Consider the following 24,026-nt stretch of genomic DNA (forward strand, 5'->3'; position numbering starts at 1 on the left):
ATATTAGCTTCCATGCGAATATTAATTACCGGCGCTGCTGGCTTCATAGGCTCCCATCTTGTGGAACATCATTTAAACAAAGGTGATACCGTATGTGGTATTGATGATTTAAGCACCGGACTGGAGAGTAATATTAAAAAATTTGTTTCTAATTCCAGTTTTTATTTTATCAAAGACAATATTATTACTTGGCCAGACATTGAAAAATTTGCTTCCTGGGCCGATAGAATTTATCACATGGCTGCTATAGTCGGTGTCTATAAAGTTATTCAAGAACCTGAAAAGGTTTTATCAGTAAATATCGCAGGTTGCGAAAATTTATTAAAAGCAGTCTCTAAGACCAATTGGAAAGCGCAGGTTTTACTGGCTTCAAGTGCTGAAGTTTATGGCCCTAATAATAAGTTGCCCCTTGCAGAAGAGGATAACATTATTATTGAAACTGCTGCTAAAAACCGTTGGAACTATGCAATTAGTAAATTAGCTAACGAAGCAATGGGATTGGCTTATTATCAACAATTTCATATTCCAGTCGTAATCGCTCGTTTATTTAATACCATTGGCCCAAGACAAACAGGTCGTTATGGCATGGTAGTTCCAAATTTAGTAAATCAGGCACTATCGAATCAACCAATTACCGTATTTGGTTCAGGTGAACAAACTCGTTCATTTTGTGACGTACGTGATACTGTGGTCATGTTGGATTTACTTATGAACAGTAAAAAAGCATTTGGTAAAATTATTAATGTAGGTAATAACCGAGAAATTAGCATCAACAAGCTAGCTGAATTAGTAAAAAGTATCGTAAACCCTAGGGGGGACATTCAGCATGTTTCTTACTTAAAGGCTTATGGAAAAAATTATATTGATATTCAAAGAAGAAAGCCGGACCTAAATCGATTATTTCAGTATATTGACTTTAAACACAACTATTCTTTGGAAGAAACTATACATCTTTTGGCTGCTCTTAATAAAAAGGTAGGAGATCATGTGGAAAACTCAAAATAAGCTATCGTAGTTTAGTATGGAGTATCATGAAAATGAAAGTTACGAAAACTTTTGCGGTAATAGGCTTAGGATATGTCGGACTTGAGTTAGCGGTCCGCCTGGCGGAAAGCAAGGAAACTTATGGCTATGATATTTCTACACATAGAATTAAAGAGTTACAGCAAAACGAGGATATAAATTATCTTATTTCTTCTGAAAGATTAAAAAATAGCAACCTTAAATTAACCAGTGACATCAATTTAATAAAAGCAGCTAATTTCTACATAGTAGCTGTTTCTACTCCTGCTTATTTTTATGAGCTTCCTAATTTGGAGCCTTTGATTAATGCAACAAGAAGTTTAGGAGCAGTTCTTAAAAAAGGAGATATTGTCGTTTTCGAATCTACTGTTTATCCTGGCACAACAGAAGAGGTTTGCATTCCTATTTTGGAGGAAGTAAGCCGTCTTCGCTGTGGTCAGGATTTTAATGTGGGTTATTCACCTGAAAGAATAAGTCCTGGAGATAAAAAGCATCATTTACAGAATATTCCTAAAGTTATTTCCGCTCAAAATGACCATACTCTTCAAGAAATTAAAGCCGCTTATCAGTTAATTTGCGACACAGTTTATACTGTATCAAATATAAAAACAGCAGAAGCAGTAAAGGTGCTAGAAAACACACAAAGAGACATTAATATTGCCTTTATGAATGAATTCGCACAGATTATGCATGCACTGGGCTTAGATACTGAGGAAATTATCGAGGGAGCAAAAACAAAATGGAGTTTCATACCGTTTAAGCCGGGATTAGTGGGCGGGCACTGTATTGCTATTGACCCGCAATATTTAGCATTTAAAGCGAAAAGACATGGCGTTGAGCCTAAAATCATATTAGCTGCCCGACAAGTTAATGATGGGATGACTCAGTTTATTATTCATGAAATGAATAAAGTACTTATTAAAAAAAATATCAGTTTTGAAAAAATAAAAATTGGCTTATTTGGTGTTACTTATAAAGAAAATGTCCCGGATATTCGCAACAGTCTTGCTTTTAAACTCATTAAAGAACTTAAAGAGTACGGCTTTAATTATATCGCTCACGATCCTTGGGCGAATAAAAAAATGGTTAAAGAAAAATATCAACTGGATTTAATTGAATTTGAGGACATGCAAGATATATCTGTTGCCATTCTCATTGTGCAGCATGATTTTTATCGTGATAAAGGCTTACAGCAATTTGTTAATAAGTTTAAGTCAACAGGTTTGATAATGGATATACCCAATTTATTTGTTAAAGAAGAAAAAAATTTTGATAATGTAATTTATTGGAATTTATAAAATAATGGCTACTTTATCTTATTTTCTAATAGGTCCTACCATATTCACTAGTATGATTGGGTTGATTTATGGGCGAGACAAAACGATTCCAACTCCAGCAGAAAATTGGCGTGAGGCTGTGGTGGATGCTATTATTCCAGCCTACAATGCTGAGGCAGAAATAGATTTATGTATTGCCTCACTGGCACGCCAAACCTTACAACCTCGCAAAATTTTTATTATCGATGATGGCAGTACAGACAATACTAAACTATTTGCTGAAGATATCTGTAAAAGATTAAATTTAACAAATGTTAGCATCATTAGAAGGGAAAAAAGTATTGGAAAAACACCAAGTATCGAAAAGGGAGCTTATGAAAGTGATGCTGATGTGGAGTTTATTTTAGATAGTGACACTATTCTGGTTTCCGAAAATTATCTCGAACGGCTGGTCGAGGAGCTTTATAAAGGGATTGGTATCGCTTCCGCTTGTGGAATCATTTATCCATTAAAAGAAAAAGATCGCAGCAAATTACTTGCTGATGAAAACGTAGGAAATGCCTTAAAAGAGCATTTTAAATGTTACCCTCAAGCTGGTTATTATAAAAGAAATACGGATCTACAACGTTTAGCACGATTTATTACTAATCTTTATCGAGATGTTATGTATAAATTTTTGCAAAACTTTATCTATCGAGCTGAAATGATTTTCTTTGGTACTATCATCAATCCGGTGGGTTGTGCTGTTGCTTATAGAAGAAAATATATAAAAGATATTTTCGTAAGCGCAAGAGAAACTTTAGGTAATGATTTAACGACTTCAGAGGATATCTACATTGGATTTGCATTTGCTAACGAAGGCTATCGAAACATCCAATTACTCGATGTGTCCGCCTGCACCTTAGAACCTTATATTCAGCGTCTACCCTTTCAAGTTTTTTTATGGTCATCAGCCTTTCTTCAAAGTGTCTATTATTTTAATTATTTGGTTTCTACCCCTTTTAAAATTATTAATAAAATAATCTATAAAATTCGCAATAGAAAAAATGAAAAAATATTTAAGGCCAGAAGGAAGATTAAAGAGCAGTATCGACAAAGCTTTGGTGTGGATATTACCAGAAAATTTGGTCGCCCTATTGGCTGGTTTGTTTTCACGAATACCATTGAAAAAATTTTATTTCCCACTATTTTTTTATTATTTATTATTTTTGGTTGGTGGGAAGCTTTTTTATTAACTTTTATCTTTGAGTCGTTAATCTCTAGTTTGCTTGTAGCAATAAGCACAAAAGGGGAACGAATCAAAATGTTTTTTAAAAGTCTTCTTACGTCCCCGTTGCGATATTTTCTTTTGCTTTACGATCTTGTGGTTATCTTTAAATTTATTATGGATTTATGGATTACCAAACATAGAGCCTGGCGCAAATGAGCTGAAAAGCTAACTTTCACCTAGGTTAGCTAACATTTTCTTCTTCTTTCCCATAAGCAAGCACCCTCTTATCCATTACTGCATGCCATAAAGGAGGAATTAACGCTAAAAGAATCATTCCCAGATAGCCTGAAGGTAATTGAGGGCTTTCTTCATGATGCTTGAGAAGTTGATAAGGTCGAGCACCATGTGCATGATGGTCTGAATGTCTTTGTAAATGAAAAAGCAAGGCATTACTCAACCAATGATTGGCATTCCATGAGTGTCGGTAGGAGACACGTTCATAATGTCCATTCGCTAATTTTTTACGCTCAAGGCCATAATGTTCGATGTAATTGACAATTTCCAGAACGACGAAAGCAACAATTGCCTGTCCGAGGAAAAAAAGCAGTGCTGTCCATCCACCAAAGAGAAAACAGAGAAGAGCAATGACAGCAGGTGCCCCGATAATCCAGAAGAATTGATTGTGATGACTAAAAATAGCCTGTTCCTGTTGTATTAAACGCTTGTTTTCCAAATGAAGCGCCGATTTAAATGAACCAATAATTGTACGCGGTAAAAAGCGATAAAGACTTTCTCCAAAACGCGCAGAGGAAGGGTCTTCAGGGGTGGCTACTGTTACATGGTGACCTCTTACATGCTCAATAAAGAAATGACCGTAACAGACCATTATTAATAAAATTTTGCTCATTAACTGCTGAAAGTGATTATTCTTATGCATTAATTCATGAGCAAGATTAATACCGCCACCACCGGTGATTAAACCTACGGATAAGGTAAAGCCAAGCCACTCATACCAAAGCAATGAATAATGGCTGACAAGAATAATACTTACCAACAATAAGATTAGTTGCAAAGGCACATAAAATAAGATGACGTTAGTAAAAAAGTGGTCTTGCCGTAAATAATCTTCTTCGGCAGCAGTCGGATTAGCGGAGTCTGTTATGAGATAATCAATGAGAGGAATAATGGCGAATAGAATAGCAAGGGTTAAAAAGTTATAGAGTCCCCCTGCCCAGAAACCTAAGAGTGGCAGCGGTACAAACAAATAAAGCAGTAAAAAACGTAACTTCTTTAGCCAAGACATAACGTCCTCACCTCTATAAATACTATAGTTGGTTTTTCTAGATAGTGCGGAAAAATGAATAAACGCAACTCATAAATCAACATTCCTTATTATGTTGGATTATCGTAAAAAAAGAAATTTAGAGTTTAGCAAATGGGTACAAAGATCGTGAGAATAAAATTGGGGCATCCGGCTTTAAATAAATTATCAATCTTTGTGTTGCAACTCCAAAGCTCGCTTATAGAGCTCATTTTTATTCCCCTTGGTGAGTAAGGCGGCCAATTTAACGGCCTGCTTTAAGGGTAATTCCTTTAGCAAAATAGTTAGGGTTTCTTCTTCTTGCAGCTGGGAAATTTCCTGTAATTTGGGTGGCAGTAACAGAACAAATTCCCCTTTGCAATGGCTGTCATCTTCTTGTAGCCAACGTTTAACGGTGGTGGCTGGGCCCTGCACAAAACGCTCAAAGGTCTTAGTTAATTCCTTTGCCAAAACAAAGTCATAATCGGGTCCATAAACCTCTATAATATCGTCAATACAGTCGCGAATACGGTGTGTGGCCTCATAAAAAATCAGCGTATGTTCACTTGTTGAGAGTGTTGCCAGTTTCTTTTTTCTGGCTGCGGCCTTGGCGGGCAAAAAACCCACAAAGGTAAAACTGTCGCAGGGAATTCCTGCAGCACTTAATGCAGTTATCAAGGCACAGGGACCAGGAATAGGAACTACTGCGATCTGTTTCTCGCGGGCCAGCTTGACCAGAGGAAAACCTGGATCACTGATCAAAGGTGTTCCCGCATCGCTAATTAAAGCAAGGGATTTACCTTGTTCCAGCGCTGCAATCATTTGCTGACTTTTTTCTGCCTCATTATGCGCATGTAAGGATACCAATGGTTTTTGGATTCCTAAAGCAGTAAGCAACTGCAAGGAATGTCGAGTATCTTCAGCCAGAATGCTGTCAACTGACTTTAAGGTAGAGAGTGCTCTTAAACTAATATCATCACGATTACCAATAGGGGTGGCAACGATATAAAGAGTGCCGGGAGTAGTTGCTGAACTTTTTACCATAGTTTATTCTATTGCGTTCCTGCGTTTAGGACTATCTTTCATGTTAGCAAAGTCACTATTAAAAATAATCTTATTGTTTGCTACAGCCCTATTGCTTTCACAATGTACAAAGGTGGCTGAAAATCAGGCACGGGCGCTTCGTGTAAATCAACGGGCTGTCACGCCTTACACCATGCCTGCATCGGCTTATCTTGCTTTGGCAAAAAATCAAGTCGGGGAGGAGCAACAAAATTTATTACTCATGGCCGCCGGTCGTCAAATTTATGACGGTCAGTGGCAAGAAGGCCTTTATATTTTAGCCCAAACCAGTGATTATCTGCCACCCGTACTGACGGCGGAAAAAAATATTCTTCTTGCGAAAACTGACATGCTACGGCAGCAACCCAAGTCCGCTATTACCAAACTTTCTGCGGTGCGTGACGTTAACAGCTTAGCTAATTTTTATCAAGTGCAATATCACGATATTTTAGCTGCTGCTTATGAGTCGGTAGGCAATGCAACGGAAGCAGTTACTGAACGTATTAAATTAGAACGCTTATTACCTGATGAAACTGCTCGAGCAGACAATAGTCGCATTTTATGGTTAACATTAACTAAAATGCCCTTGGCTGAACTCAATACACTGGCCATTGAAGCCAGGGAGGGCTCAGACATGCAGGGGTGGATGAAATTAGCCCTGATAGCAAGACAAAGTGCGGCTAATAGCAATAATCTTTTAGAGCAAGTTGAAGACTGGCAAACGCAATATTTGTCTCATCCAGCCAATAGTATTCTACCTTCTTCTCTTTCTGCCATTAAACCCTACTTGAATCGGACGCCTCGGCGGATGGCTTTATTACTTCCTTTAAGCGGTCCTTTGGCAGGTCCTGGTAGTGCTATTCGCGATGGATTCATGGCGGCTGCCAATGATGCCAGTAATAATGCGGATATTCGTCTTTACGATACAGCAAAAGGTGATGTCTCTTCCCTCTATCTGCAAGCACTGGATGATGGTGCTGATTATGTGGTTGGACCTTTAAGTAAAGCTGATGTTGCGCGCGTAGCGGCAATGGAGCATCCTGTGCCAACTTTATTGTTAAATGACATGGAAACCCACTTAAACACAAACGCTTACCGTTTTGGTTTATCACCCAGCAATGAAGCAAAACAAGTTGCTATTGAAGCAAATAAAAATGGTCATAGGAGAGCACTCATTATTTATCCAGCGGGTAGCTGGGGAGATGAAATCAGTAATGCTTTTGCGATGCAATGGCGTAGTATGGGAGGTACTATTGCTGATAAGTTCAGTTATGCGAATAACAGTGATTTAAATGCAGCGATTCGAGGTCTTCTGCAAGTCACAGAGAGTCAGAATCGAGAAAAGCAAATTAAGCAATTATTGGGACCAAGAATCCAGGTAACGCCCAGTCGTCGCCAGGATTTTGATATGATATTTTTACTGGCTTATCCTTCGAAGGCGCGCCAAATAATGCCCCTGCTCAAGTATTATTTTGCTGGTAATGTCCCCGTCTATGCTACATCAACGGTATATAGTGGCAGTACCCATGCGATGAAAGATAAAGATTTGGATGGCATTATTTTTTGTGATATGCCCTGGGTATTTAAGCATCAGATGGGAAGCAGAAATTGGCCTGAACAGCTTAACAGTTATAACCGCCTTTATGCCTTGGGCATGGATAGTTTTGCGTTAGCGAGTCAACTCAACCAGCTACTGCTTTTTCCTGCAATGGGCATCCATGATAAAAGCGGTGTGCTCTATTTAAATCGTTCTCAGCAAGTGGCTCGTGTTCCAGCCTGGGGACAATTTAAAGGTGGGGTTGCAGTAGCCATGACGGCGAATTCTTAATTAAACTGCATTTAACCTCGCCCTTTTAGGAAAAAAAATGTCAACAAGAAAGAGAGGATTGGCAATTGAACAACAGGCCCAGGTTTACCTAGAAGCGCAGGGATTAAAGCCTGTGATTAGCAATTATCAATGTCGTTTAGGTGAAATTGATTTAATTATGCGTGAGGGTAATTATCTGGTGTTTATTGAAGTACGAGCACGCGCTTCTGCGGCATTTGGCGGAGCTGCTGCCAGTGTTACTTACAGGAAGCAACAAAAAATTATCAAGACAGCCTCTCATTATTTACTGAGGACTAAATTAACTGATAAACAGCCCATACGCTTTGATGTCTTAAGTTTTGAAGGTGAAACACCACAAATCAATTGGATTAAGAATGCTTTTGGACTTGATTTTTAAGGCTAACAATGATGACACAGATGGAAGAAAGAGTTAGACAGCTGTTCGGTAACAGTATAGAAGCACAGATTGCGGTTGCTGATGTTCTATCAATGTTAATTGCTAAAGCAGGCTCCAAGTTGGTAAATTGTTTACTCAATGATGGCAAAATTCTTTTATGTGGTAATGGCGGATCTGCTGCCAATTGCCTTCATTTCTCTGCAGCAATGATTAACCATTATGAGGTGGAACGTCCTTCCTTGCCTGTTATTGCCCTAACGACAGATATTTCCTGTTTGACTTCTGTAGCGACTGATAGCCACTATGATCAGGTTTTTGCACGTCAAATTCATGCATTAGGACAAGAAGGTGATATATTGCTCGTTTTATCAACCAGCGGTAATACCGATAATATTCTTCAGGCTGTCAATGCGGCTAATGATCGAGGAATGGATACTATCGCTCTTAGCGGTAGAGATGGGGGCTTGCTTGCCAATCATTTAGGCCCTGAAGATATTGAGCTTCGCGTTCAAGCCGATAGTGCTGCTCGCATCCGTGAGATGCACTTATTCATTTTGCATTGTTTTTGCGATTTAATTGATCAGTCTTTGTTTGGTCAAATGTTGGGGTAATCATGAAAATTCGTGTCATCCTTTTTTTGCTAATTAGTGCATTATTAACAAGTTGTGTTGCTGTTGTTGTGGCAGGAGCGGCTGCTGGTCTTGTGGTTTATGACAGGCGTAGTCTCTCAACGATTGAAAGCGACGCTCGTATTTTCCATATTATTCATAAAGAAATAGTGACTGACCCTCGTTTTCAGGATGCTCGTATTATTGTGAGCAGTTTTAATCAGGTTGTTTTACTGGTTGGACAGGCCCCCACTGCTTCTTTACGGGTTATGGCTGAAAAAATTGCGCGAACTACACCTAACGTGCGTCGAGTTTATAATGAAGTGACTGTTGATTACCCCATTCCGCTGTCGCAGCGCACTGAAGATACGTGGATAACAAGCCAAGCAAGAAGCCTAATGTTGACTAAAAAGGGGTTGGAGTCAGGCTCCATCCGTATTGTGACTGAGAATGGTGTTGTTTACTTAATGGGTATTGCAACACACGAGCAGGCTGATTTAGCGGTCAGCGTTGCCCGTCAAATTAATGGTGTAAGAAAAGTAGTCAAGGTATTTCAATATATTGTTTAACTGACCTAAGGCAATATGAAAAAGCAAGGGAAGGTTTTTTTCGTTTTGTTATTGAGTAATCTGTTATCGGGATGTCTCTCCAATGTATGGACAGGTGCTATGCTCGTTTATGATAGACATAATGTCTATAAAAAAGTAAGCGACTATACCCTTTCTGCTAACGTGCACCATGAATTGTTCGGACCAGACAGGCTACTTGAGCAAAAAGGATGTGCTATTGATGTTGCTGTGTTCAATGGCGATATCTTGTTGGCAGGCCACGTACCCACTTTAGAGTTACGAGAGGCCGCCATCGCTCGCGTTAGCAAGGTAACAGGCTACCGGCGGTTATTTAATCAGATAGACATCGCTAATGTGGGGAGAGGTTCGGTACAAGACAGTTGGATTACGGCTAAAATACGCAGCAGAATTTTTGCAGATTCTTCCATTGATCCTAATGCATTTAAAGTCGTTACTTCAGATCGCATAGTTTATTTGATGGGTGATGTAACTCCAGAGCAGGCGGAGCGGGTAATTACTATTGCCCGGACTACTCGAGGTGTAGTGCGAGTAGTAAAATTATTGAAGTATTATCACTTATCCGATAATGCTTCAATGAAACAGTAAGCTCAGTTATTCCACAAATGAACCAAAAGCTCGCTATAATTAGATTAATGGGTGTTTAGCTGAGTTAGTTGTCCATGACAAGTCCGAAACCGCCTCGTTCAACAAAGCCTGTGTTACAAAAAAGAAAAGCAATTAGAAACTTAAAAGAGATTGCTGTCACTACCAGTAAGACTAATCAGCTTTTTCGACCGAATCAAACTTCACATCCTGGTTCTTCTAAAGGAATGGCTCCTCCAAAAGGAGAATTTCAATATGAGAATTTAAAATCCAATATTGGAAAAACAGTGAATAATTATTTTTTTTATGCAATGGGTGCTTATATCTATTTTACTTCTAAACCTAGGAACAAAGAAAATCAGGGAGCAAGTAAGGTTGAAAAACGCTCTTTATTTACCCAGAAGAAACAAGAAACCGGCTGGAAATTACATTTATCAGTGGACCCCACTCAAATTTCTCTCGCTTGGACACTCATTTATCCCATCCTAATGGAAAAAGCTATTTCTGCAAAAATACTCAGACATGAGATTTTAATGAAAAAATCCACCGAAGAAGTATCGAACAAACAAATTACTGTCTATGAGTTTAAAAATAAACATATCAATAGTGAAGAGTGGAGTTCTATTTTACAACAAATTGAAGATAAACTGCGACAACATGGTATAAGTCCGAGTAATCTACCGCCTGCGGATAAACAAATACCCAACAGTGCCTATTTTTCTTACCGCAATGATACCGATCACACCGGTAAATATATTTCAGGCAGTGGCGCAAAAAACTATGTGTCTCTATATAGCAGGGAAGACCCGCAGTTAGTTCCTTATAATCTGATAAAAGCTCAAGACCCCTTTGAGAAAGTTTCGCTGAAACCTTATTTAGAGGATGAAATCAGCAGTGCACCACAACCTTAAAGAGTGGCCCTGGCTCACAAATGTGTTATGAAATTCGCAATACAATTTGAGCCACTTACTGGCCTGTGAATCCTCAAGTAATAAATTCGACTTAGCTATATTCTTGTAAAAGAATACCGTATTATCGATTTATTCACCAACGTCTCTTATAGAATCAATAAGTTAAGAAAATTATGATTGTTATTTTCCTTCATGGTTGGAGTGTCACCCATACCAATACTTATGGCGAGCTGCCTCAATGGCTTGAAAATCAGAGCAAAGACGGAACGCTGAATATTCAAGTGGGTAATATCTATCTGGGGCACTATATTAGCTTTGACGATACAGTAACCGTTGACGATATAGCACGTGCATTTGACCATGCAGTGCGTGATGGAATTGCTGATAAACTGCGAGATGGGGAGCGTTTTGCTTGTATCACTCACTCGGCCGGTGGCCCCGTGGTTCGTAAATGGATGGATTTATACTTTAAGAATAATCTTGCAAAATGCCCACTGAGTCATCTCATTATGCTGGCTCCCGCCAATCACGGTTCTGCGCTTGCTCAGCTTGGTAAATCCCGGCTAGGCCGTATAAAAAGTTTTTTTGAAGGTATTGAACCGGGACAGCATGTCCTGGATTGGCTTGAGCTTGGCAGTGATATGAGCTGGGAACTTAATGAAAGTTGGCTTGATTACGATTGCATTGCTAATGGCATCTACTCCTTTGTACTTACAGGCCAGAAAATTGACCGGCAACTTTATGATGCTATTAATTCCTACACAGGAGAAGCCGGATCTGATGGCGTTATACGTGTAGCTGCTGCAAATATGAATTACAGTCTATTAAAGTTACATCAGGAGGGGAATAACGGTGAAAACCTTGTTGTCGCGCAAATGACTCGGACACAACCCATGGCATTTGGGGTTCTTCCTGGGTGCTCGCATTCTGGCAAAAGAATGGGAATTATCCGCAGTGTGACCAGGGCCAATGCAGCCACTCACCCTACTGCTATATGGGTCTTGCGATGCCTCCAGGTAAAAAATCGTGACTCCTATAACAGCTTGGTAAAAGAGCTGCATAAGCTTACAAAAGAAACTCAAAAAAATGAGCGTATAGAACTTGTAAACACCCTTATCTATCAGCGCGAGTATATCACCAATCGCTACTCGATGATTATATTTCGACTTATTGATGATCGGGGCAATCATCTGAATGATTATGACCTTTATTTAACTGCTGGCCCCAACTATAGCGAACATGCGCTTCCCATGGGTTTCTTTGGAGATCGGCAGCGAAACCAATATAATCGAGGAAAACTGACTTATTACCTTGACTACGATATTATGGAAGCTGGAATTAATACGCCAAAAATGCAAGGTAATCTCGGGTTTCGTATTAGGGCACGTCCTGAGGCAAGTGACCAATCCCTTGCTTATTACAGCTTACTGGATTTTCGTTCCTCACTCGCTGATATTAACAAAATTCTTCACCCAAACGAAACTGTAATGGTTGAAATCATGCTTCAGAGACGAGTCGATAAAACCGTCTCTCGTATCACTAACAACCTTATTCCGGCAAAAATCAGTTCGAAACCGAGTGGCATAAAGGTAGATTGACACCTACTTTTTGCAGGTGATTTTTTTACAATATTTTTCAAAGTTTACAACCAATACTATTAATCTTTTCGATTCGAAAGCCTGGGTAAGGCTATATATATATTATGGTGACCATTCATTGTCATCGTGACGAACGGTTTAGTGATTAGAGCTTAAAGCATTTAATATAAAAATACTGCTTAGAATGGGTATATTTTTAACCACCGGTCCAAAAGGTTCGAGCCATAAATAGGGTAATGCAACACTGATTATTAACGTGTAGATACTAATTACCGCTATCTGGATAAGGCAGTTAAGTTTAACCTTATAATTTAATAATAAGCCAATCCCCAGTAGGGTATTTATTAAGGAGGCCCCATAAAGAAACAAAGGCTGCCAAACTGTGGAAATACCAATTGTTGCCAGCAATTGGTAGGAGGCTTGTTTTGAAAAAAAAAAGCTACTGGTAAGCGCACTCATTATCCACATAAAGGCTAAACTTAGTCTTAATAAAGGCCGCAGGTAGCTTAATTTTGCATGCCAGCAATCTTGCTCAAAAGCGGGTGTTTTATGAAGTCCTTGTGCAAAATTATGCGGAATAACCTGTGCTTCCTCTTGAAAGCGAATGGCTTCTTGTTGAGTGGTTGTATTGCCTTGCGTCAGCATCGCGATGGCTGCGGTATTGACTGTTGAGTAGGGTATGTAATCTCCTAATAAGGCCACCAATTTAATTAATCCTATCGGAATTTTTATAAGGGCAGCTGGCTTTAATCCCAACCAGTTGCGCAGTTTTAAAATAATTTCTTTTAGCCTCACTTTTTTGGCGGACACAGCAGCCAAAGTTAACTGACCAGGGTTATTTATCAAAATCAAATTCTTAATTGCCTGAACTAAATCGCTAATATGGATTGGCTGAAATTCTTGCCTACCTCCGTCGGGAAGTGGAACAACCCCGGGAAGGGCTGCAAGGCTTCGAATAAGTGAAATACCACCACGAGTACCTGGTCCATAAATAAACGAGGGTCTTAGGATGACGAAAGGAACAGTTAAGGATTGCAGAAATTTTTCTGTGGCTAACTTACTGTCAGCATAGACATTGTTATAGCGATCAATTCCTAATGCTGAAAGGTGAATGATTTTTTTTAGTGATGCTTTTTCTGCGGCTGCAAATAAAGTTTTGGGGGTTTCATAGTGAACTTTCCACACCAATTTTTTATTATAATGATAAAAAATGCCCACACAGTTTATCAAAACATCAACGCCGTCTAATCGCTCTTGCCAATAGGAATTTGAGGTATCTTTGAGAAAATCACAGTGAAAGATTTTAGCCCGGGGAAATTTTTGTTTAGCCGCATGCTTGTTTCTAACGGCACAGTGAACCTCATGACCTGCCTCTATCAGTGCATTGGTGACCCAAGTGCCCACAAAACCTGTGGCTCCCAAAATTAATATTTTCATCAACAATCCTTATTGAAGCAATTCAATTAGCAATACGACACCGGCTTGATGAGTAATTTTTGAAGTGAAGACCTTAAGTCGTGGTCTGAGCAAAACACTCAGACCACTGCGTGCTGCTTCCAACCCAGGAAGTGGCTAACCTGGAGGATTACATTACTTTATCAATGGATGCGCCCTTTATCCAGTCGTTTACGCATTTTTCTTAATTTAAAGGCACGAATAACGCCTGTTGCGGTATTTTCACTCTCTTCACCTTGCGGTGTATGTCCGTTAAGTTGGGCTGGATGCGATCTGCAGTGTTTTCGGTAGGGGTGATGATTTTTATTGTGTTTGTGGTGAAGACCATCGCCGTAGCGATTGAGCATTTTTTCCCGCATACTAGCAGCGGTGCGTTGTTGCTTTTCAGACATAATGACCTTCCTTAAGTACAAGATTAAAACAAGGATAAAAAAAGCCCTATGATCAAAATATACACAATGGCGGGTTAATATTCCAGCATTCGAGCAGGGAGTTAAGAGGAGTGAAAAGGGAAAGGTTTAATGAATAATTTTTAGTGATTTCAGCATCTCGTACATTCGCAGCCTTAATACGAATATGATAAAATTCCCACTATTAAATTAAAAAAGAATTTTTCCAAAAGAAAAGAATTATTGTTTTTCTTTTCCTTGAAAAATTTAATGATTAGAATCATTTAGTTGGGTAAAAAAATGAATTATGTCGTAGCTGCTTTTTACAAATTTACTCCTTTTCCTGATTATGAGTCCATGAAGGAGTCTCTGTTGGCTTTAATGAAAGAAAAAGAAATTAAAGGAACTATTATACTGGCTGCGGAAGGTATCAATGGAACAATTTGTGGCGAATCAGATAATCTATCGTTTTTTATCAATTTTCTTCAACAATACGAGGGTTTGAGTGATTTAACCTTTAAAATTAGCTACAGCGATTACAATCCTTTTGAGAAATCTAAAGTAAAATTGCGTAAGGAAATTGTAACCTTGGGAGTCCCTGATATTGATCCGAATACCATTTATGGTACGCATATAGACCCTCAGGAATGGAACCAATTAATTTCTGATCCTGAAGTTTTGGTGATTGATACCAGAAATGATTATGAAGTCAAGCTGGGAACATTTAAGGGAGCCATTAATCCTGAAACAGAAAATTTTCGTGATTTCCCAGACTATGTGGAGAAAAATTTAAGTCAGCATAAAGATAAAAAAATTGCCATGTTTTGTACAGGTGGTATCCGCTGTGAAAAATCAACCGCTTATCTAAAAAAAATAGGGTTTAATCAGGTTTTCCAACTCAATGGGGGTATTTTAAATTACCTGGAAAAAATTCCTCAAAACGAATCGCTATGGGAAGGTACTTGTTTTGTATTTGATAACCGCGTTGCAGTAGATGCTAATCTGGAGGGATTGGAAGTCGGCACTATTGATGTAGAATGGAAAAATAACAACAGAAAAAGCAAGCATTCCAGCTCTGGAGATTAGTCCTAACTACAATATTCTCTACTTACCGCGTTTTATACGCGGTATCCATAGCGGCTTAAAGTCGGCAAATTCATTACACACTCCAGTTAGTAGGGAATTTTTATCCTAGGGTTTTCTACTAAAGAAGTAGATTTTAAAATCATAACCTCTTTAGATTTCGCACAGGCATCACGACCTAGTAGGCCTCCAGTGTTATCACCAAAACTGTATAAGTTCCCCTCTTTATCCAGACAAAGTGCATGATTTCTTCCAGATGAAATCTCGGTAATAATTTTGTCCGGAAAACTATTGAGAAGTGAGGGGGTTTTTTTGAATTTAACCTCTTCAGAAAATGCTAATTGATTGAATACATTAGAACCAAAACCATAGATTTGACCCGTGGCTGTCACACAAAGAGAGTGATTTTTTCCTGCAGCGATTTTATCGATTACCAAACCTTGTATTGGCATGACAGGAGTTGGTGTGTATAGTTTCACTTCCCTGAGTACACCTAATTTTCCACCATAATTGCTACCACAGCTGTAAACCTGTCCTTCTTTGGTTAAAAATAATGTATGGTCTGAGCTGCTAGCTATAGTTTTAACATTTATATTTAACAGTGTATTGATACACTGTGGGATAAAATGCCTAGGGCTATCACTATCTAAACCTAACTGTCCATCCTTATTAGCACCAAAGGCATAAACTTCTTTCTCAGCAGTAAGACAAAATGATTGACAGTCCCCGGTAAAAACGTTGGTAATTATCTTATCTTCTAACGTGGAAATAAGTGTAAACGCGTCACAACGTTGAATATGATCACCTAATCCTAATTGTCCTAATGTGTTGTCTCCCCAGCTATATACTCTTCCTTTATTGCTAAGTGCAAGTGCATGATTAGCACCTAAAGCAATCTGTACAATTTTTTCGTCCTTCGTTAACGCCGGAGTGAAATTTAAGCGTTGGAGTTGTGTTTGAGGGGCTGTCATATATAGACCGACTGTTGTCAAAAAAAATGTACGACAATTGCGGTTTGCGATCATTCTTATTTGTCGCATTGAAAAATCATTCTTTGGGGGTAATTTTAAAGCTTGCGGCCTTGAAATTAATGCATGATTTGCATCACATGGAAAAGGATTACTTCCCCAGGCATACCAGCCAAATTTAGGGGAAAAGTAAAAATTGGTTTCCGTTCCAGCAACGATCTGTGCCGGCATGAGCTGACGGTATAGGGTGAAGCGGCGCTCTGAATAATAGGTTGTTGCATAGGTGCTAAGCGATTTAATGCGAGTCTGCGATTGGAAATTCTTTAAAATCAGGGCTTCAAAAAAATTGACAGCATTAGAGTAGTCCAGATAATTACTGGCTAAATAAAAAATTAGATCGATAGGTAGTTTGTGAAAAATAAATTCACTGTTGTTGACAGTGTCGGTCATGTAAACCCCTTTATTATTGTGGCAAGGTTGGGAAAAAATTAACAGGATTTATAAAAACTTCGACAGGCAATTTATTTAACTCTCTCTTTTCAAAACATTTTTTTCCTTTGCCCTTGAGTTTTCATGCGCCCTGCTTAATCCATATATTGCTCTACTTTGTCAAAAAAAAGGCAATTATAACATGAAAATAGTTTGCTTTTTAATAAAGGATAATTTAGACAGGATAAAACGCCATCTAATTTTTTAAACGCAAAATTACTTCATCTTTGTCCCTCGCCGTACTTTATATATGTATTCAAGATTGTTTATCAAAAGTAGGTGTTAGGTCTGCGCATAAAGCGCGGAACCTAGACATTTTAGGATGTAGTTAATAATTAATACAAAAGTCCGTCTTTTATCTGCTGTCCTGAAGCTTAGGATTTAGGCTTAAAACCCACTCGGTAACTACTACTTGTTTCCGATGGTTCGGTTTTGGGTGAAATGAAAAATGCGCTTTTAAAATTGGTTGCTACCTTAGAACCTGTCTTTCGTTGCAACTCATCAAGCGTCTCCCCCACCTTATTAATACTCATTTTCTCCGTTTCGAGTTTAGTAATGGCTGCATTCAGGAGCTTTTTATGATCTAGAGTAACACCCATCTGATTGCGATACTGTTTTAAATGTTTAATAACATCCTGCACTAAAGCATCACGATTGATAGATTTTTCCTGCAATTTATGATTGGCAATGGATAGATAACTATAGCTATTGAGTTGCGCTTCCGTTTTTTGCGCGTCCCACTGCGGAATAGCCTCAACGATAGTGCCAACAGACTTGGAACCATGCAAGATGTCTTCTCTAACAAGAATATTATGCTCCTCAAATTCTCGACGGATATAGAGAGAGTCTTTTAAGCTCACTTCCAGGTTTTCCTGTGGTGAAACTAGAAGGAGCTCATCATAGTTTATTAGGCCTTTTTTGAGGGTTTCTTGGTCGGCAGGCGACATTTTTTTATAGTCATCAACATTAATTACGGCAGTTTTAGTAAGAGTATTCTTGACGACAAAGGCTTTTTTCTTGTCGGAAAAGAATTTTTTTACAACCTCCATATCAGGCCTGGCTGAAGGAGGTTCATCCACCGTCATTTTTTTCAGCATATCCAGTACTTCTTTACGTAGAGTAGGGTCTTTGATGGCTTTATTATTAATAAACTCAGGGCTATTTTCATCAACAAGCACAAGATAGGGTTGATTCGTATCATTACGTAAATATTGGACGGTAGTCAATCCCAAATTGTCTGCCATAAGTATACCTGCCGTATAGACATCGAAAGCTTTGGTGTATTCAAGATCAGCTGGTTTAACATAATCACTTTCATAGTGATACTTGGCAGCATATAAGTCTTTTCTCATTTCTAAAGGTGCATATAAAGGAGATCCTCCTAAACCTATTGTGTCAGGTGATTCCTTAGTTTCTTTTGAGCGTGGACGAAAACCCTGCTTTCCCTCTGGGAGAGCGGTTGCCGTCCCGTAATCGATAATCGTTGCTCTTTTATTGGCAGCATCATAGAGAATATTTTCAGGTTTTAAATCGAAGTGAATTATATTCTTATTATGAAGGCAAAGAATGGCGTCACTAATCGCTTCTAATTTTTCAATCGTAGCTAAGTCTGAGCGAGATTCTTTAGGAAGCTTTGATAACGGGACACCCGGCGCAAGCTTCATGACTATCACATTGGCCCCACTACCGTATTTTTTAATATTTTTAATCGACTGAAACGTCGCCTTTCCGCCGGCTTCATCAACTTGTTTAAGCGTTTTGTATTCCTTTTTTTGTAGGTGTGGTGCGCGGTCTTTCGCCATGTATTTTACAGCCCAAAAAGTACCCTCTTCATCTTGAGCAATTTTAACTTTGCCAAAAGCACCAGAGCCTAAGTCTTTGTCGTATTGTTCGCCCAGATACACGGTTAAAACTTTTAATTTTTTTTGATGCTCTGCAATTAATGTATCGTAGGTTGTTTCAATTCCTTGGGATTGGAGATAGGTTTTACGTAATTTAGGGTTAGTTATTGCCAACAATTTTTCGAGTTGATTTATGGTTTGCCGCTCTGCTTGAATTTGTGGCTCCAGTTCAGCAAAATGTTTGCTTAATTTCTCTCTGGCCAATTCACCCAATTCTTCGACCGTATATTGTTGTAGTAAATCGGCTGCTTCTGAACTTTCCGTATTGGGATAAACTATAGAAATCAGCTGGTGCTTGGATTTAAGCAACTCAGTATTAAGGCGGTTAATCTCTTCTTCTTTTTTCTCCAGGAATTCCGGTGGCTTTTCCTCAATTTCGCGTAAATCATTTAGATTTGCTTTCAATTTTTTTCTCGTTTTCTCCAGCTCTTTTTGTACAGATTTCTCAGTTTCGTCGTAATCTTCATCAAAATTTTTTGTGGCAAGTTTTGTTTCGAGACTAAGAATATATTGCTCTTGTCTTGGGATAGCTTCTAACAGTTCATTTTTTCTCTCTTCATCATTGTCTTCTAAGAGACTATTGAGGTCTTCTTCAAGATTTTCAATTGAGCGAAGAATTCTATCAATTTCATTGAGATGAACATCTTTCAAATTGAGCTCATCTTGTAAATTTGAAACCAGAAATTTTTTTTCCTCCAAAAGGTCTTTTACACGCTTATATTCTGATTGATCACGTAGGTTTTTTCCTTTCTCTGCTATATCTCGGATTTTTGTTGTTCTCTCTGGGGGATTTAAAAAACCATTCTCATCCAAGTGTGACAACTTTATTTTATGGGGGATATAGGGTTTTTTTGCAGATTTGATTTTAAATTCTAGTGGCTTTGGCATGAATATCTCGCGAGCAAAACAAAACTTCATTTAAGTATAGTTAACTTAAAAATTTATGCGGTGGGTAATGGAGTGTTAGTGACAATGAGTTATCACGCGATATTGCCTATTGCAACCCCTAGATGAGGGGGGCGTCCAAAAATTGAAAAACTTCAATAATGCCTCCGTCGCCAAGACACAAGCAAGTCCAAAACCGCAACTGATTTAAGTTGCGGTTAAATAATAAGGAGAAAACATGGAAAATAATAAGGAAAATAACAACGAGCGAGTTTTCGCTTATACCTCTGCAAAAGTTATCGAACATGATGATTTGGATAGGGTATCTGGTGGAGGTGGTTCAAGTTATTTAACGACTAAAGCCACAGTTGCACCAACCGGCTCCAGTCCCAGAGATATTGATGGTAGGGGGGATGTCACTTTTGATTGGTAATAGCCAAGCTTCTTAATATTACACTAGATGAAAGCAGAAAATCTTGATTTCGAGTGCTGAAGCTAAGTATCACGCGTGTATGAATAGCGGCATACAGAAAACAAGGTTTTCAGTCAGATAAAGAGCGACAGATTTAAAAATAGCAAAGTCCAAGTTATAAACAGCTTATGGATACAAGGAGAAATAAATGGAAATTCAAGAGCGCGTTTTTGCTTATACCTCAGCGAAAACAATAGAACATGATGATTTAGATAAAGTATCAGGCGGCTCAGCACAGCGTACAGCGCAACGAACATTTTTAATAACAGGCGGTGGTGGCCCTATTTCGGATGTGCAACTTGACTTCAATCAAGATCATTAATGAAGTGAGCAAGGCTCTTTTATTTAAAGAGCCTTAAAGGACTAATCTATTACTCAATGAGGAAAAATGAAAGTATTAATTCCTACAGAGCCCGATGATTGCCATGCCATACTAGTAAAAATAGCCCTGGAGAAGCTGGGGCATCAGGTGCGATTACTTTTTACGGCAGATCAACCAACAAAACAAAGAAATTCAGTATTTATCACTGCTGAAAATTACCAGTGGAAAAATGCCGACAATTATCATCTTATTATGGATAATGATTATGATGTGGTATGGTGGCGACGTGCTAGAAAACCGTATTTGCCTAAAAAACTAATTCATCCCCAGGATTATAAATTTGCAGCTCGAGAGAATGCTTTATTCTTTGAGTCAATTACTTGCAACATGGCACCCACTGCGTGGTGGATTAATACAAAAGAAGCTTCCACTCGAGCCAATTCCAAGTTATTGCAGTTAAAGCTTGCAGCAGCATGTGGAATGAATATTCCCATTACATTATGCTCAAATAGCCCTCAGGATATACGACAATTTCTTTTAAAGTATGACGCTGAGGGTGTCATTTATAAACCACTTTGCTCCAATTTTTGGTTTGAAGACGAGCAAGTCAGAATTTCTTATACAACCAAGGTAAAGTTCTTGAATCTACCTAGCAATAAATTATTGCAATTAGTCCCAGGAATTTTTCAAAAGGAAGTCAAGAAAAAATACGAATTAAGAATTACTTGTTTTGGGGACTACCTTGTTGCTGCCAAACTGAATTCTCAAGTGCATCCAGATGGACAAGTCGATTGGCGAGCTATCCCTGAAGGTGCTCTGGCAGTTGAGCCCTACAAGTTATCTGCAGAGTTTGAGGAAAAAATACGTTTATTTATGCGAAAGCTTGGTATTGTTTTTGGAGCGTTTGATTTTATTGTCACGCCAGAGGACGAATACATTTTTCTGGAAGTTAACGAGCAAGGACAGTTTCTGTGGATAGAGGAGGCTAATCCAGAATTCAGAATGTTAGATATTTTTATTAACTTTCTTCTTAATAAATCACCAGAATTTATATGGGATTTTAAAAATTCCCAGCATACTATTGAGCGTTATCGAAGCCAAATGGCGGGCTTGATTGCGCAAAACAGGAATCGCCATGTTGATTTAAATTGTGCCGAAGCGTACAACGAGTAAGGATAAAATCATGATAAAAATGTTACTAGTTACTGTAAGCCTGACATTACCGTTTAATTTAATTGCTGGCAATGTCATTGATTTATATGGAGACGAGTCTGATAAAGGACAACAACTCATAAAAAAATATACTAAAAGCATTGGCGATTTAGCAGATTCCTTTGAAAAGGCACTTAAAAATAACAGTAGTCCATCTATTGAGAAAGTGACTGAACGAAAAAATAACCTGATTGAAAAAATTAAAAAGGAAGGTGATTATTTATACGTGGATTTTAGCACCGTTTATTATCCACTGAATGAAAACAAATATACCACTCTTGAGGTTATTAGAAAGGATCAGCCAGAAAGACTTCGCTTTGCTAATCCCCCAGTGCCGCCAGGACCTTTTAAGCCGAAAGATGATGTAGTCAATGAAATGATTGACTTTGAAACCAAGTCAACCACGATCGCTCTACATAGTCCGCCCAGCAATGCTCCCTGCCCTGTTTATCATTGCATTGCCGATTTTCAACATCCTGAATTGAAGCCTTATTTAGCCAAATTTAATGCTGGTGCTGTCAAACAACGGCAATTAATTATTGAGACCTTAGATTATGATCCTGACCCGCAACGTCGGGCTGCCGCTGCATTTTTAGTAGGCCATTTTTCAAACCCGCAAGAGATTCTATCGTTATTAACACCGCATGTGCATGATAAAGATAGTGGTGTTCGCAATGATGTGATACGAGTTATTGCTGCTACGATAGCTGAGGCAAAAATAACCGCCATTAACCCAAAACCATTTTTGGAGTTATTGGATTCTCCGGCTGTAACGGATAGAAATAAAGCATTAGCTGTATTACTGACTGCCTCAAAATCTGAAAATTTAAAACAACTGATTAAGCAACAGGGAGGAAAGAATCTTTTAGCCCTTTTAAAATTAAAACAACTTAATAATCATGATATTGCTTATCGTATTTTGAAAGAGATAAGTGGTAAAAGTTATGGTGAAACGGATTTTGCGGCTTGGAAAAATTGGTTAGAAACGAAAGCGGGCTAATTCGGTTAATTTGTTATTCAGGAAGAAAAGTAATAAAACGCTGGCCAATAAAATGGAATTGATTGCCAGCAAAACGAGGAAATATTATGGAAAAAAGTAAAGAGCGAGTCCTGGCTTATGGGTTGGCAACAGAAATTGCTGAGCAAGACATGCAAAGCGTTTCTGGAGGGAGTAGCAACCTAACCCATTACAGCACGAAATATTACACCAGTAAAAAGGCAGGGGGTGATGTAGAGTTTGACGACGACTGGGATTAATCACGCGATGGATGGTTTGATTCTGAGCTTCCCCCTCAGAATTAAACCACGGATAAAATAGCAAGAGACAGAAATGAACGTTTTAATAGTAACAGAACCAGAAGATTTACATGCCCAACTTGTAAAATTGGCACTTCATGACAGAGATCACGCTTGCACCTTATGGTATATCGCGGATATGCCAACAAAGCAAATGAATAGTATTTATTGCTCAAATGAGCGTTACACTTGGCTATCCAAAAGCAGCCTCAATGAAGTTGAAATCGCCGCTGATAAATTTGATATTGTATGGTGGCGAAGAGTGAAGAGGCCCTTTGTGCCCTTCAACGTCCATAAGAATGATTTTGATTTTATAAAAAAAGAAAATAACTACTTTTGCGGGGCCATCCCTCTTTCTATTGTTAAAGGCCCCTGGTGGATAAATCCCTATGAGTCGATTAACTATGCGAGCTCTAAACCCTATCAGTTGAAACTGGCATCGGCTTCAGGGTTTAAAATACCGTCCACTTTAATATCAAATTCCCCCGAACATATAAAAGCGTTCATTGCAGCAAATAAAAAAAATGAGGTGATTTACAAAAGTTTTTGCTCCCACCACTGGTATGAAAATGAGCGATTAAAGTTATCGTATACCCAAAGTGTTACTTTAGAACAACTTCCTTCCGATCCGGTCTTGCAGATGACTCCGGGAATGTTTCAGGAGAAATTAAAAAAGAAATATGAGCTAAGAGTAACTGCTTTTGGTGATTATCTGGTGGCTGTAAAAATTAATTCCCAAGGGCATCCGAAGGGATTAGCGGACTGGCGAGTTATTCCGCCACTTGAGCTAAAGATTGAGCCTTATTCCTTGTCCTCCGAAGTGAGCAACATGATTCGTATCTTTATGAAAAATCTTGGAATTGTTTTTGGTTGTTTTGATTTTGTAGTGACTCCGGAGGATGAGATTTATTTTTTGGAGGTTAATCAGCAAGGTCAATTTTTGTGGATAGAAGAGCTTTTGCCTGAAATGAAAATGTTAAATACATTTGTAAGTTTTCTTTTGCAAAAAAAACGCTCATTTAACGGGGATAATGCCGTTGAAGTATTTTCTTTAAAAGATTATGAATCCAGGGCATTTCAAATTATTGAGCAAAATAGAATTCATCATATTTGTCTTAATGCCATTAAAAAGCCGGAGCTGGCAATATAACTATGCCTGAGACGCTGC

General features: G+C 38.5%; 23 protein-coding genes. 17 read left to right on the forward strand and 6 right to left on the reverse strand.

Annotation, left to right across the window (positions count from 1 at the left end; translation table 11 throughout):
- Positions 1 to 60 precede the first annotated feature (60 nt).
- Genes clem_RS00110 through clem_RS00120 form a run of 3 tightly spaced genes read left to right on the forward strand, consistent with a single transcriptional unit; the run spans position 61 to position 3,726 of the window.
- Positions 61 to 1,005, forward strand: a complete 945-nt coding sequence (locus tag clem_RS00110) for an NAD-dependent epimerase/dehydratase family protein (protein ID WP_232505515.1) — start codon at positions 61 to 63, stop codon at positions 1,003 to 1,005.
- A 26-nt stretch (positions 1,006 to 1,031) separates the two neighbouring features.
- Positions 1,032 to 2,321: a nucleotide sugar dehydrogenase gene (locus tag clem_RS00115; protein WP_094089745.1), complete on the forward strand. Its 1,290-nt coding sequence runs from the start codon at positions 1,032 to 1,034 to the stop codon at positions 2,319 to 2,321.
- 4 nt (positions 2,322 to 2,325) lie between these two features.
- Positions 2,326 to 3,726 carry a glycosyltransferase family 2 protein gene (locus clem_RS00120; RefSeq protein ID WP_094089746.1) on the forward strand — a complete coding sequence of 467 codons (1,401 nt, stop codon included), beginning with the start codon at positions 2,326 to 2,328 and terminating at the stop codon, positions 3,724 to 3,726.
- A gap of 25 nt (positions 3,727 to 3,751) precedes the next feature.
- Here the strand turns inward: clem_RS00120 and clem_RS00125 are convergent, their stop codons facing one another.
- On the reverse strand, positions 3,752 to 4,813 hold the full coding sequence (locus clem_RS00125) for an alkane 1-monooxygenase (protein ID WP_094089747.1): 1,062 nt from the start codon (positions 4,811 to 4,813) through the stop codon (positions 3,752 to 3,754).
- Positions 4,814 to 4,999: 186 nt separating this feature from the next.
- The gene (gene rsmI, locus clem_RS00130) at positions 5,000 to 5,854 is read right to left on the reverse strand and encodes a 16S rRNA (cytidine(1402)-2'-O)-methyltransferase (protein ID WP_094089748.1); all 855 of its coding nucleotides are present in this window, start codon (positions 5,852 to 5,854) and stop codon (positions 5,000 to 5,002) included.
- A 40-nt stretch (positions 5,855 to 5,894) separates the two neighbouring features.
- Here rsmI and clem_RS00135 point away from each other — a divergent pair, with 40 nt between their 5' ends.
- The 7 genes from clem_RS00135 to plaB all read left to right on the forward strand — a co-directional run bounded on the left by clem_RS00135 (position 5,895) and on the right by plaB (position 12,386).
- Complete coding sequence (locus tag clem_RS00135; protein WP_094089749.1) at positions 5,895 to 7,700, forward strand: penicillin-binding protein activator; 1,806 nt, start codon at positions 5,895 to 5,897, stop codon at positions 7,698 to 7,700.
- 37 nt (positions 7,701 to 7,737) lie between these two features.
- Complete coding sequence (locus clem_RS00140; protein WP_094089750.1) at positions 7,738 to 8,097, forward strand: YraN family protein; 360 nt, start codon at positions 7,738 to 7,740, stop codon at positions 8,095 to 8,097.
- 11 nt (positions 8,098 to 8,108) lie between these two features.
- The gene (locus clem_RS00145) at positions 8,109 to 8,708 is read left to right on the forward strand and encodes a D-sedoheptulose-7-phosphate isomerase (RefSeq protein WP_094089751.1); all 600 of its coding nucleotides are present in this window, start codon (positions 8,109 to 8,111) and stop codon (positions 8,706 to 8,708) included.
- A gap of 2 nt (positions 8,709 to 8,710) precedes the next feature.
- Complete coding sequence (locus clem_RS00150) at positions 8,711 to 9,274, forward strand: BON domain-containing protein (RefSeq protein WP_094089752.1); 564 nt, start codon at positions 8,711 to 8,713, stop codon at positions 9,272 to 9,274.
- Between the two features lie 15 nt (positions 9,275 to 9,289).
- Positions 9,290 to 9,880 (forward strand): BON domain-containing protein, encoded by a 591-nt coding sequence (locus tag clem_RS00155; RefSeq protein WP_094089753.1) that lies wholly within the window; start codon positions 9,290 to 9,292, stop codon positions 9,878 to 9,880.
- Between the two features lie 74 nt (positions 9,881 to 9,954).
- Positions 9,955 to 10,788, forward strand: a complete 834-nt coding sequence (locus clem_RS00160; protein WP_094089754.1) for a hypothetical protein — start codon at positions 9,955 to 9,957, stop codon at positions 10,786 to 10,788.
- A 173-nt stretch (positions 10,789 to 10,961) separates the two neighbouring features.
- A complete protein-coding gene (plaB, locus tag clem_RS00165; RefSeq protein WP_094089755.1) occupies positions 10,962 to 12,386 on the forward strand; it encodes a phospholipase PlaB in 1,425 nt (474 codons plus the stop codon).
- A 138-nt stretch (positions 12,387 to 12,524) separates the two neighbouring features.
- On the opposite strand, the gene clem_RS00170 is transcribed toward plaB, so the two are convergent.
- Positions 12,525 to 13,823 carry an SDR family oxidoreductase gene (locus clem_RS00170; RefSeq protein ID WP_094089756.1) on the reverse strand — a complete coding sequence of 433 codons (1,299 nt, stop codon included), beginning with the start codon at positions 13,821 to 13,823 and terminating at the stop codon, positions 12,525 to 12,527.
- A gap of 161 nt (positions 13,824 to 13,984) precedes the next feature.
- Positions 13,985 to 14,233, reverse strand: a complete 249-nt coding sequence (locus tag clem_RS00175; RefSeq protein WP_094089757.1) for a hypothetical protein — start codon at positions 14,231 to 14,233, stop codon at positions 13,985 to 13,987.
- 297 nt (positions 14,234 to 14,530) lie between these two features.
- Between clem_RS00175 and trhO the strand changes: the two genes are divergently transcribed.
- Positions 14,531 to 15,316 carry an oxygen-dependent tRNA uridine(34) hydroxylase TrhO gene (trhO, locus tag clem_RS00180; RefSeq protein WP_094089758.1) on the forward strand — a complete coding sequence of 262 codons (786 nt, stop codon included), beginning with the start codon at positions 14,531 to 14,533 and terminating at the stop codon, positions 15,314 to 15,316.
- An 86-nt stretch (positions 15,317 to 15,402) separates the two neighbouring features.
- Here trhO and clem_RS00185 read toward each other — a convergent pair whose 3' ends face one another.
- Both clem_RS00185 and clem_RS00190 read right to left on the reverse strand, forming a co-directional pair.
- Positions 15,403 to 16,731: an RCC1 domain-containing protein gene (locus tag clem_RS00185; protein ID WP_094089759.1), complete on the reverse strand. Its 1,329-nt coding sequence runs from the start codon at positions 16,729 to 16,731 to the stop codon at positions 15,403 to 15,405.
- A gap of 413 nt (positions 16,732 to 17,144) precedes the next feature.
- Entirely contained in the window at positions 17,145 to 19,559 is a 2,415-nt protein-coding gene (locus clem_RS00190; RefSeq protein WP_157698121.1) for a protein kinase domain-containing protein, read from the reverse strand.
- Positions 19,560 to 19,794: 235 nt separating this feature from the next.
- Here clem_RS00190 and clem_RS00195 point away from each other — a divergent pair, with 235 nt between their 5' ends.
- The 6 genes from clem_RS00195 to clem_RS00210 all read left to right on the forward strand — a co-directional run bounded on the left by clem_RS00195 (position 19,795) and on the right by clem_RS00210 (position 24,008).
- A complete protein-coding gene (locus clem_RS00195) occupies positions 19,795 to 19,989 on the forward strand; it encodes a hypothetical protein (protein ID WP_094089761.1) in 195 nt (64 codons plus the stop codon).
- Between the two features lie 187 nt (positions 19,990 to 20,176).
- Positions 20,177 to 20,350, forward strand: coding sequence for a hypothetical protein (locus tag clem_RS14660; protein ID WP_157698122.1), 174 nt, complete (start codon positions 20,177 to 20,179; stop codon positions 20,348 to 20,350).
- A 66-nt stretch (positions 20,351 to 20,416) separates the two neighbouring features.
- Positions 20,417 to 21,523 carry a hypothetical protein gene (locus tag clem_RS00200; protein WP_094089762.1) on the forward strand — a complete coding sequence of 369 codons (1,107 nt, stop codon included), beginning with the start codon at positions 20,417 to 20,419 and terminating at the stop codon, positions 21,521 to 21,523.
- Between the two features lie 10 nt (positions 21,524 to 21,533).
- The gene (locus tag clem_RS00205) at positions 21,534 to 22,562 is read left to right on the forward strand and encodes a HEAT repeat domain-containing protein (RefSeq protein WP_094089763.1); all 1,029 of its coding nucleotides are present in this window, start codon (positions 21,534 to 21,536) and stop codon (positions 22,560 to 22,562) included.
- Positions 22,563 to 22,648: 86 nt separating this feature from the next.
- Positions 22,649 to 22,819 carry a hypothetical protein gene (locus clem_RS14665; protein WP_157698123.1) on the forward strand — a complete coding sequence of 57 codons (171 nt, stop codon included), beginning with the start codon at positions 22,649 to 22,651 and terminating at the stop codon, positions 22,817 to 22,819.
- Positions 22,820 to 22,892: 73 nt separating this feature from the next.
- Positions 22,893 to 24,008 carry a hypothetical protein gene (locus clem_RS00210; protein WP_094089764.1) on the forward strand — a complete coding sequence of 372 codons (1,116 nt, stop codon included), beginning with the start codon at positions 22,893 to 22,895 and terminating at the stop codon, positions 24,006 to 24,008.
- Positions 24,009 to 24,026 lie beyond the last annotated feature (18 nt).

It is taken from the genome of Legionella clemsonensis (assembly GCF_002240035.1).
GTDB classification, from domain to species: domain Bacteria; phylum Pseudomonadota; class Gammaproteobacteria; order Legionellales; family Legionellaceae; genus Tatlockia; species Tatlockia clemsonensis.

What these genes read in the sequence shown, in the direction of transcription:
- clem_RS00115 (WP_094089745.1), top strand. Translation starts at nt 1,032, where the DNA reads ATGAAAATGAAAGTTACGAAAACTTTTGCGGTAATAGGCTTAGGATAT.
- clem_RS00120 (WP_094089746.1), top strand. Translation starts at nt 2,326, where the DNA reads ATGGCTACTTTATCTTATTTTCTAATAGGTCCTACCATATTCACTAGT.
- clem_RS00125 (WP_094089747.1), bottom strand. Translation starts at nt 4,813, where the DNA reads ATGTCTTGGCTAAAGAAGTTACGTTTTTTACTGCTTTATTTGTTTGTA.
- rsmI (WP_094089748.1), bottom strand. Translation starts at nt 5,854, where the DNA reads ATGGTAAAAAGTTCAGCAACTACTCCCGGCACTCTTTATATCGTTGCC.
- clem_RS00135 (WP_094089749.1), top strand. Translation starts at nt 5,895, where the DNA reads ATGTTAGCAAAGTCACTATTAAAAATAATCTTATTGTTTGCTACAGCC.
- clem_RS00140 (WP_094089750.1), top strand. Translation starts at nt 7,738, where the DNA reads ATGTCAACAAGAAAGAGAGGATTGGCAATTGAACAACAGGCCCAGGTT.
- clem_RS00145 (WP_094089751.1), top strand. Translation starts at nt 8,109, where the DNA reads ATGACACAGATGGAAGAAAGAGTTAGACAGCTGTTCGGTAACAGTATA.
- clem_RS00150 (WP_094089752.1), top strand. Translation starts at nt 8,711, where the DNA reads ATGAAAATTCGTGTCATCCTTTTTTTGCTAATTAGTGCATTATTAACA.
- clem_RS00155 (WP_094089753.1), top strand. Translation starts at nt 9,290, where the DNA reads ATGAAAAAGCAAGGGAAGGTTTTTTTCGTTTTGTTATTGAGTAATCTG.
- clem_RS00160 (WP_094089754.1), top strand. Translation starts at nt 9,955, where the DNA reads ATGACAAGTCCGAAACCGCCTCGTTCAACAAAGCCTGTGTTACAAAAA.
- plaB (WP_094089755.1), top strand. Translation starts at nt 10,962, where the DNA reads ATGATTGTTATTTTCCTTCATGGTTGGAGTGTCACCCATACCAATACT.
- clem_RS00170 (WP_094089756.1), bottom strand. Translation starts at nt 13,823, where the DNA reads ATGAAAATATTAATTTTGGGAGCCACAGGTTTTGTGGGCACTTGGGTC.
- clem_RS00175 (WP_094089757.1), bottom strand. Translation starts at nt 14,233, where the DNA reads ATGTCTGAAAAGCAACAACGCACCGCTGCTAGTATGCGGGAAAAAATG.
- trhO (WP_094089758.1), top strand. Translation starts at nt 14,531, where the DNA reads ATGAATTATGTCGTAGCTGCTTTTTACAAATTTACTCCTTTTCCTGAT.
- clem_RS00185 (WP_094089759.1), bottom strand. Translation starts at nt 16,731, where the DNA reads ATGACCGACACTGTCAACAACAGTGAATTTATTTTTCACAAACTACCT.
- clem_RS00190 (WP_157698121.1), bottom strand. Translation starts at nt 19,559, where the DNA reads ATGCCAAAGCCACTAGAATTTAAAATCAAATCTGCAAAAAAACCCTAT.
- clem_RS00195 (WP_094089761.1), top strand. Translation starts at nt 19,795, where the DNA reads ATGGAAAATAATAAGGAAAATAACAACGAGCGAGTTTTCGCTTATACC.
- clem_RS14660 (WP_157698122.1), top strand. Translation starts at nt 20,177, where the DNA reads ATGGAAATTCAAGAGCGCGTTTTTGCTTATACCTCAGCGAAAACAATA.
- clem_RS00200 (WP_094089762.1), top strand. Translation starts at nt 20,417, where the DNA reads ATGAAAGTATTAATTCCTACAGAGCCCGATGATTGCCATGCCATACTA.
- clem_RS00205 (WP_094089763.1), top strand. Translation starts at nt 21,534, where the DNA reads ATGATAAAAATGTTACTAGTTACTGTAAGCCTGACATTACCGTTTAAT.
- clem_RS14665 (WP_157698123.1), top strand. Translation starts at nt 22,649, where the DNA reads ATGGAAAAAAGTAAAGAGCGAGTCCTGGCTTATGGGTTGGCAACAGAA.
- clem_RS00210 (WP_094089764.1), top strand. Translation starts at nt 22,893, where the DNA reads ATGAACGTTTTAATAGTAACAGAACCAGAAGATTTACATGCCCAACTT.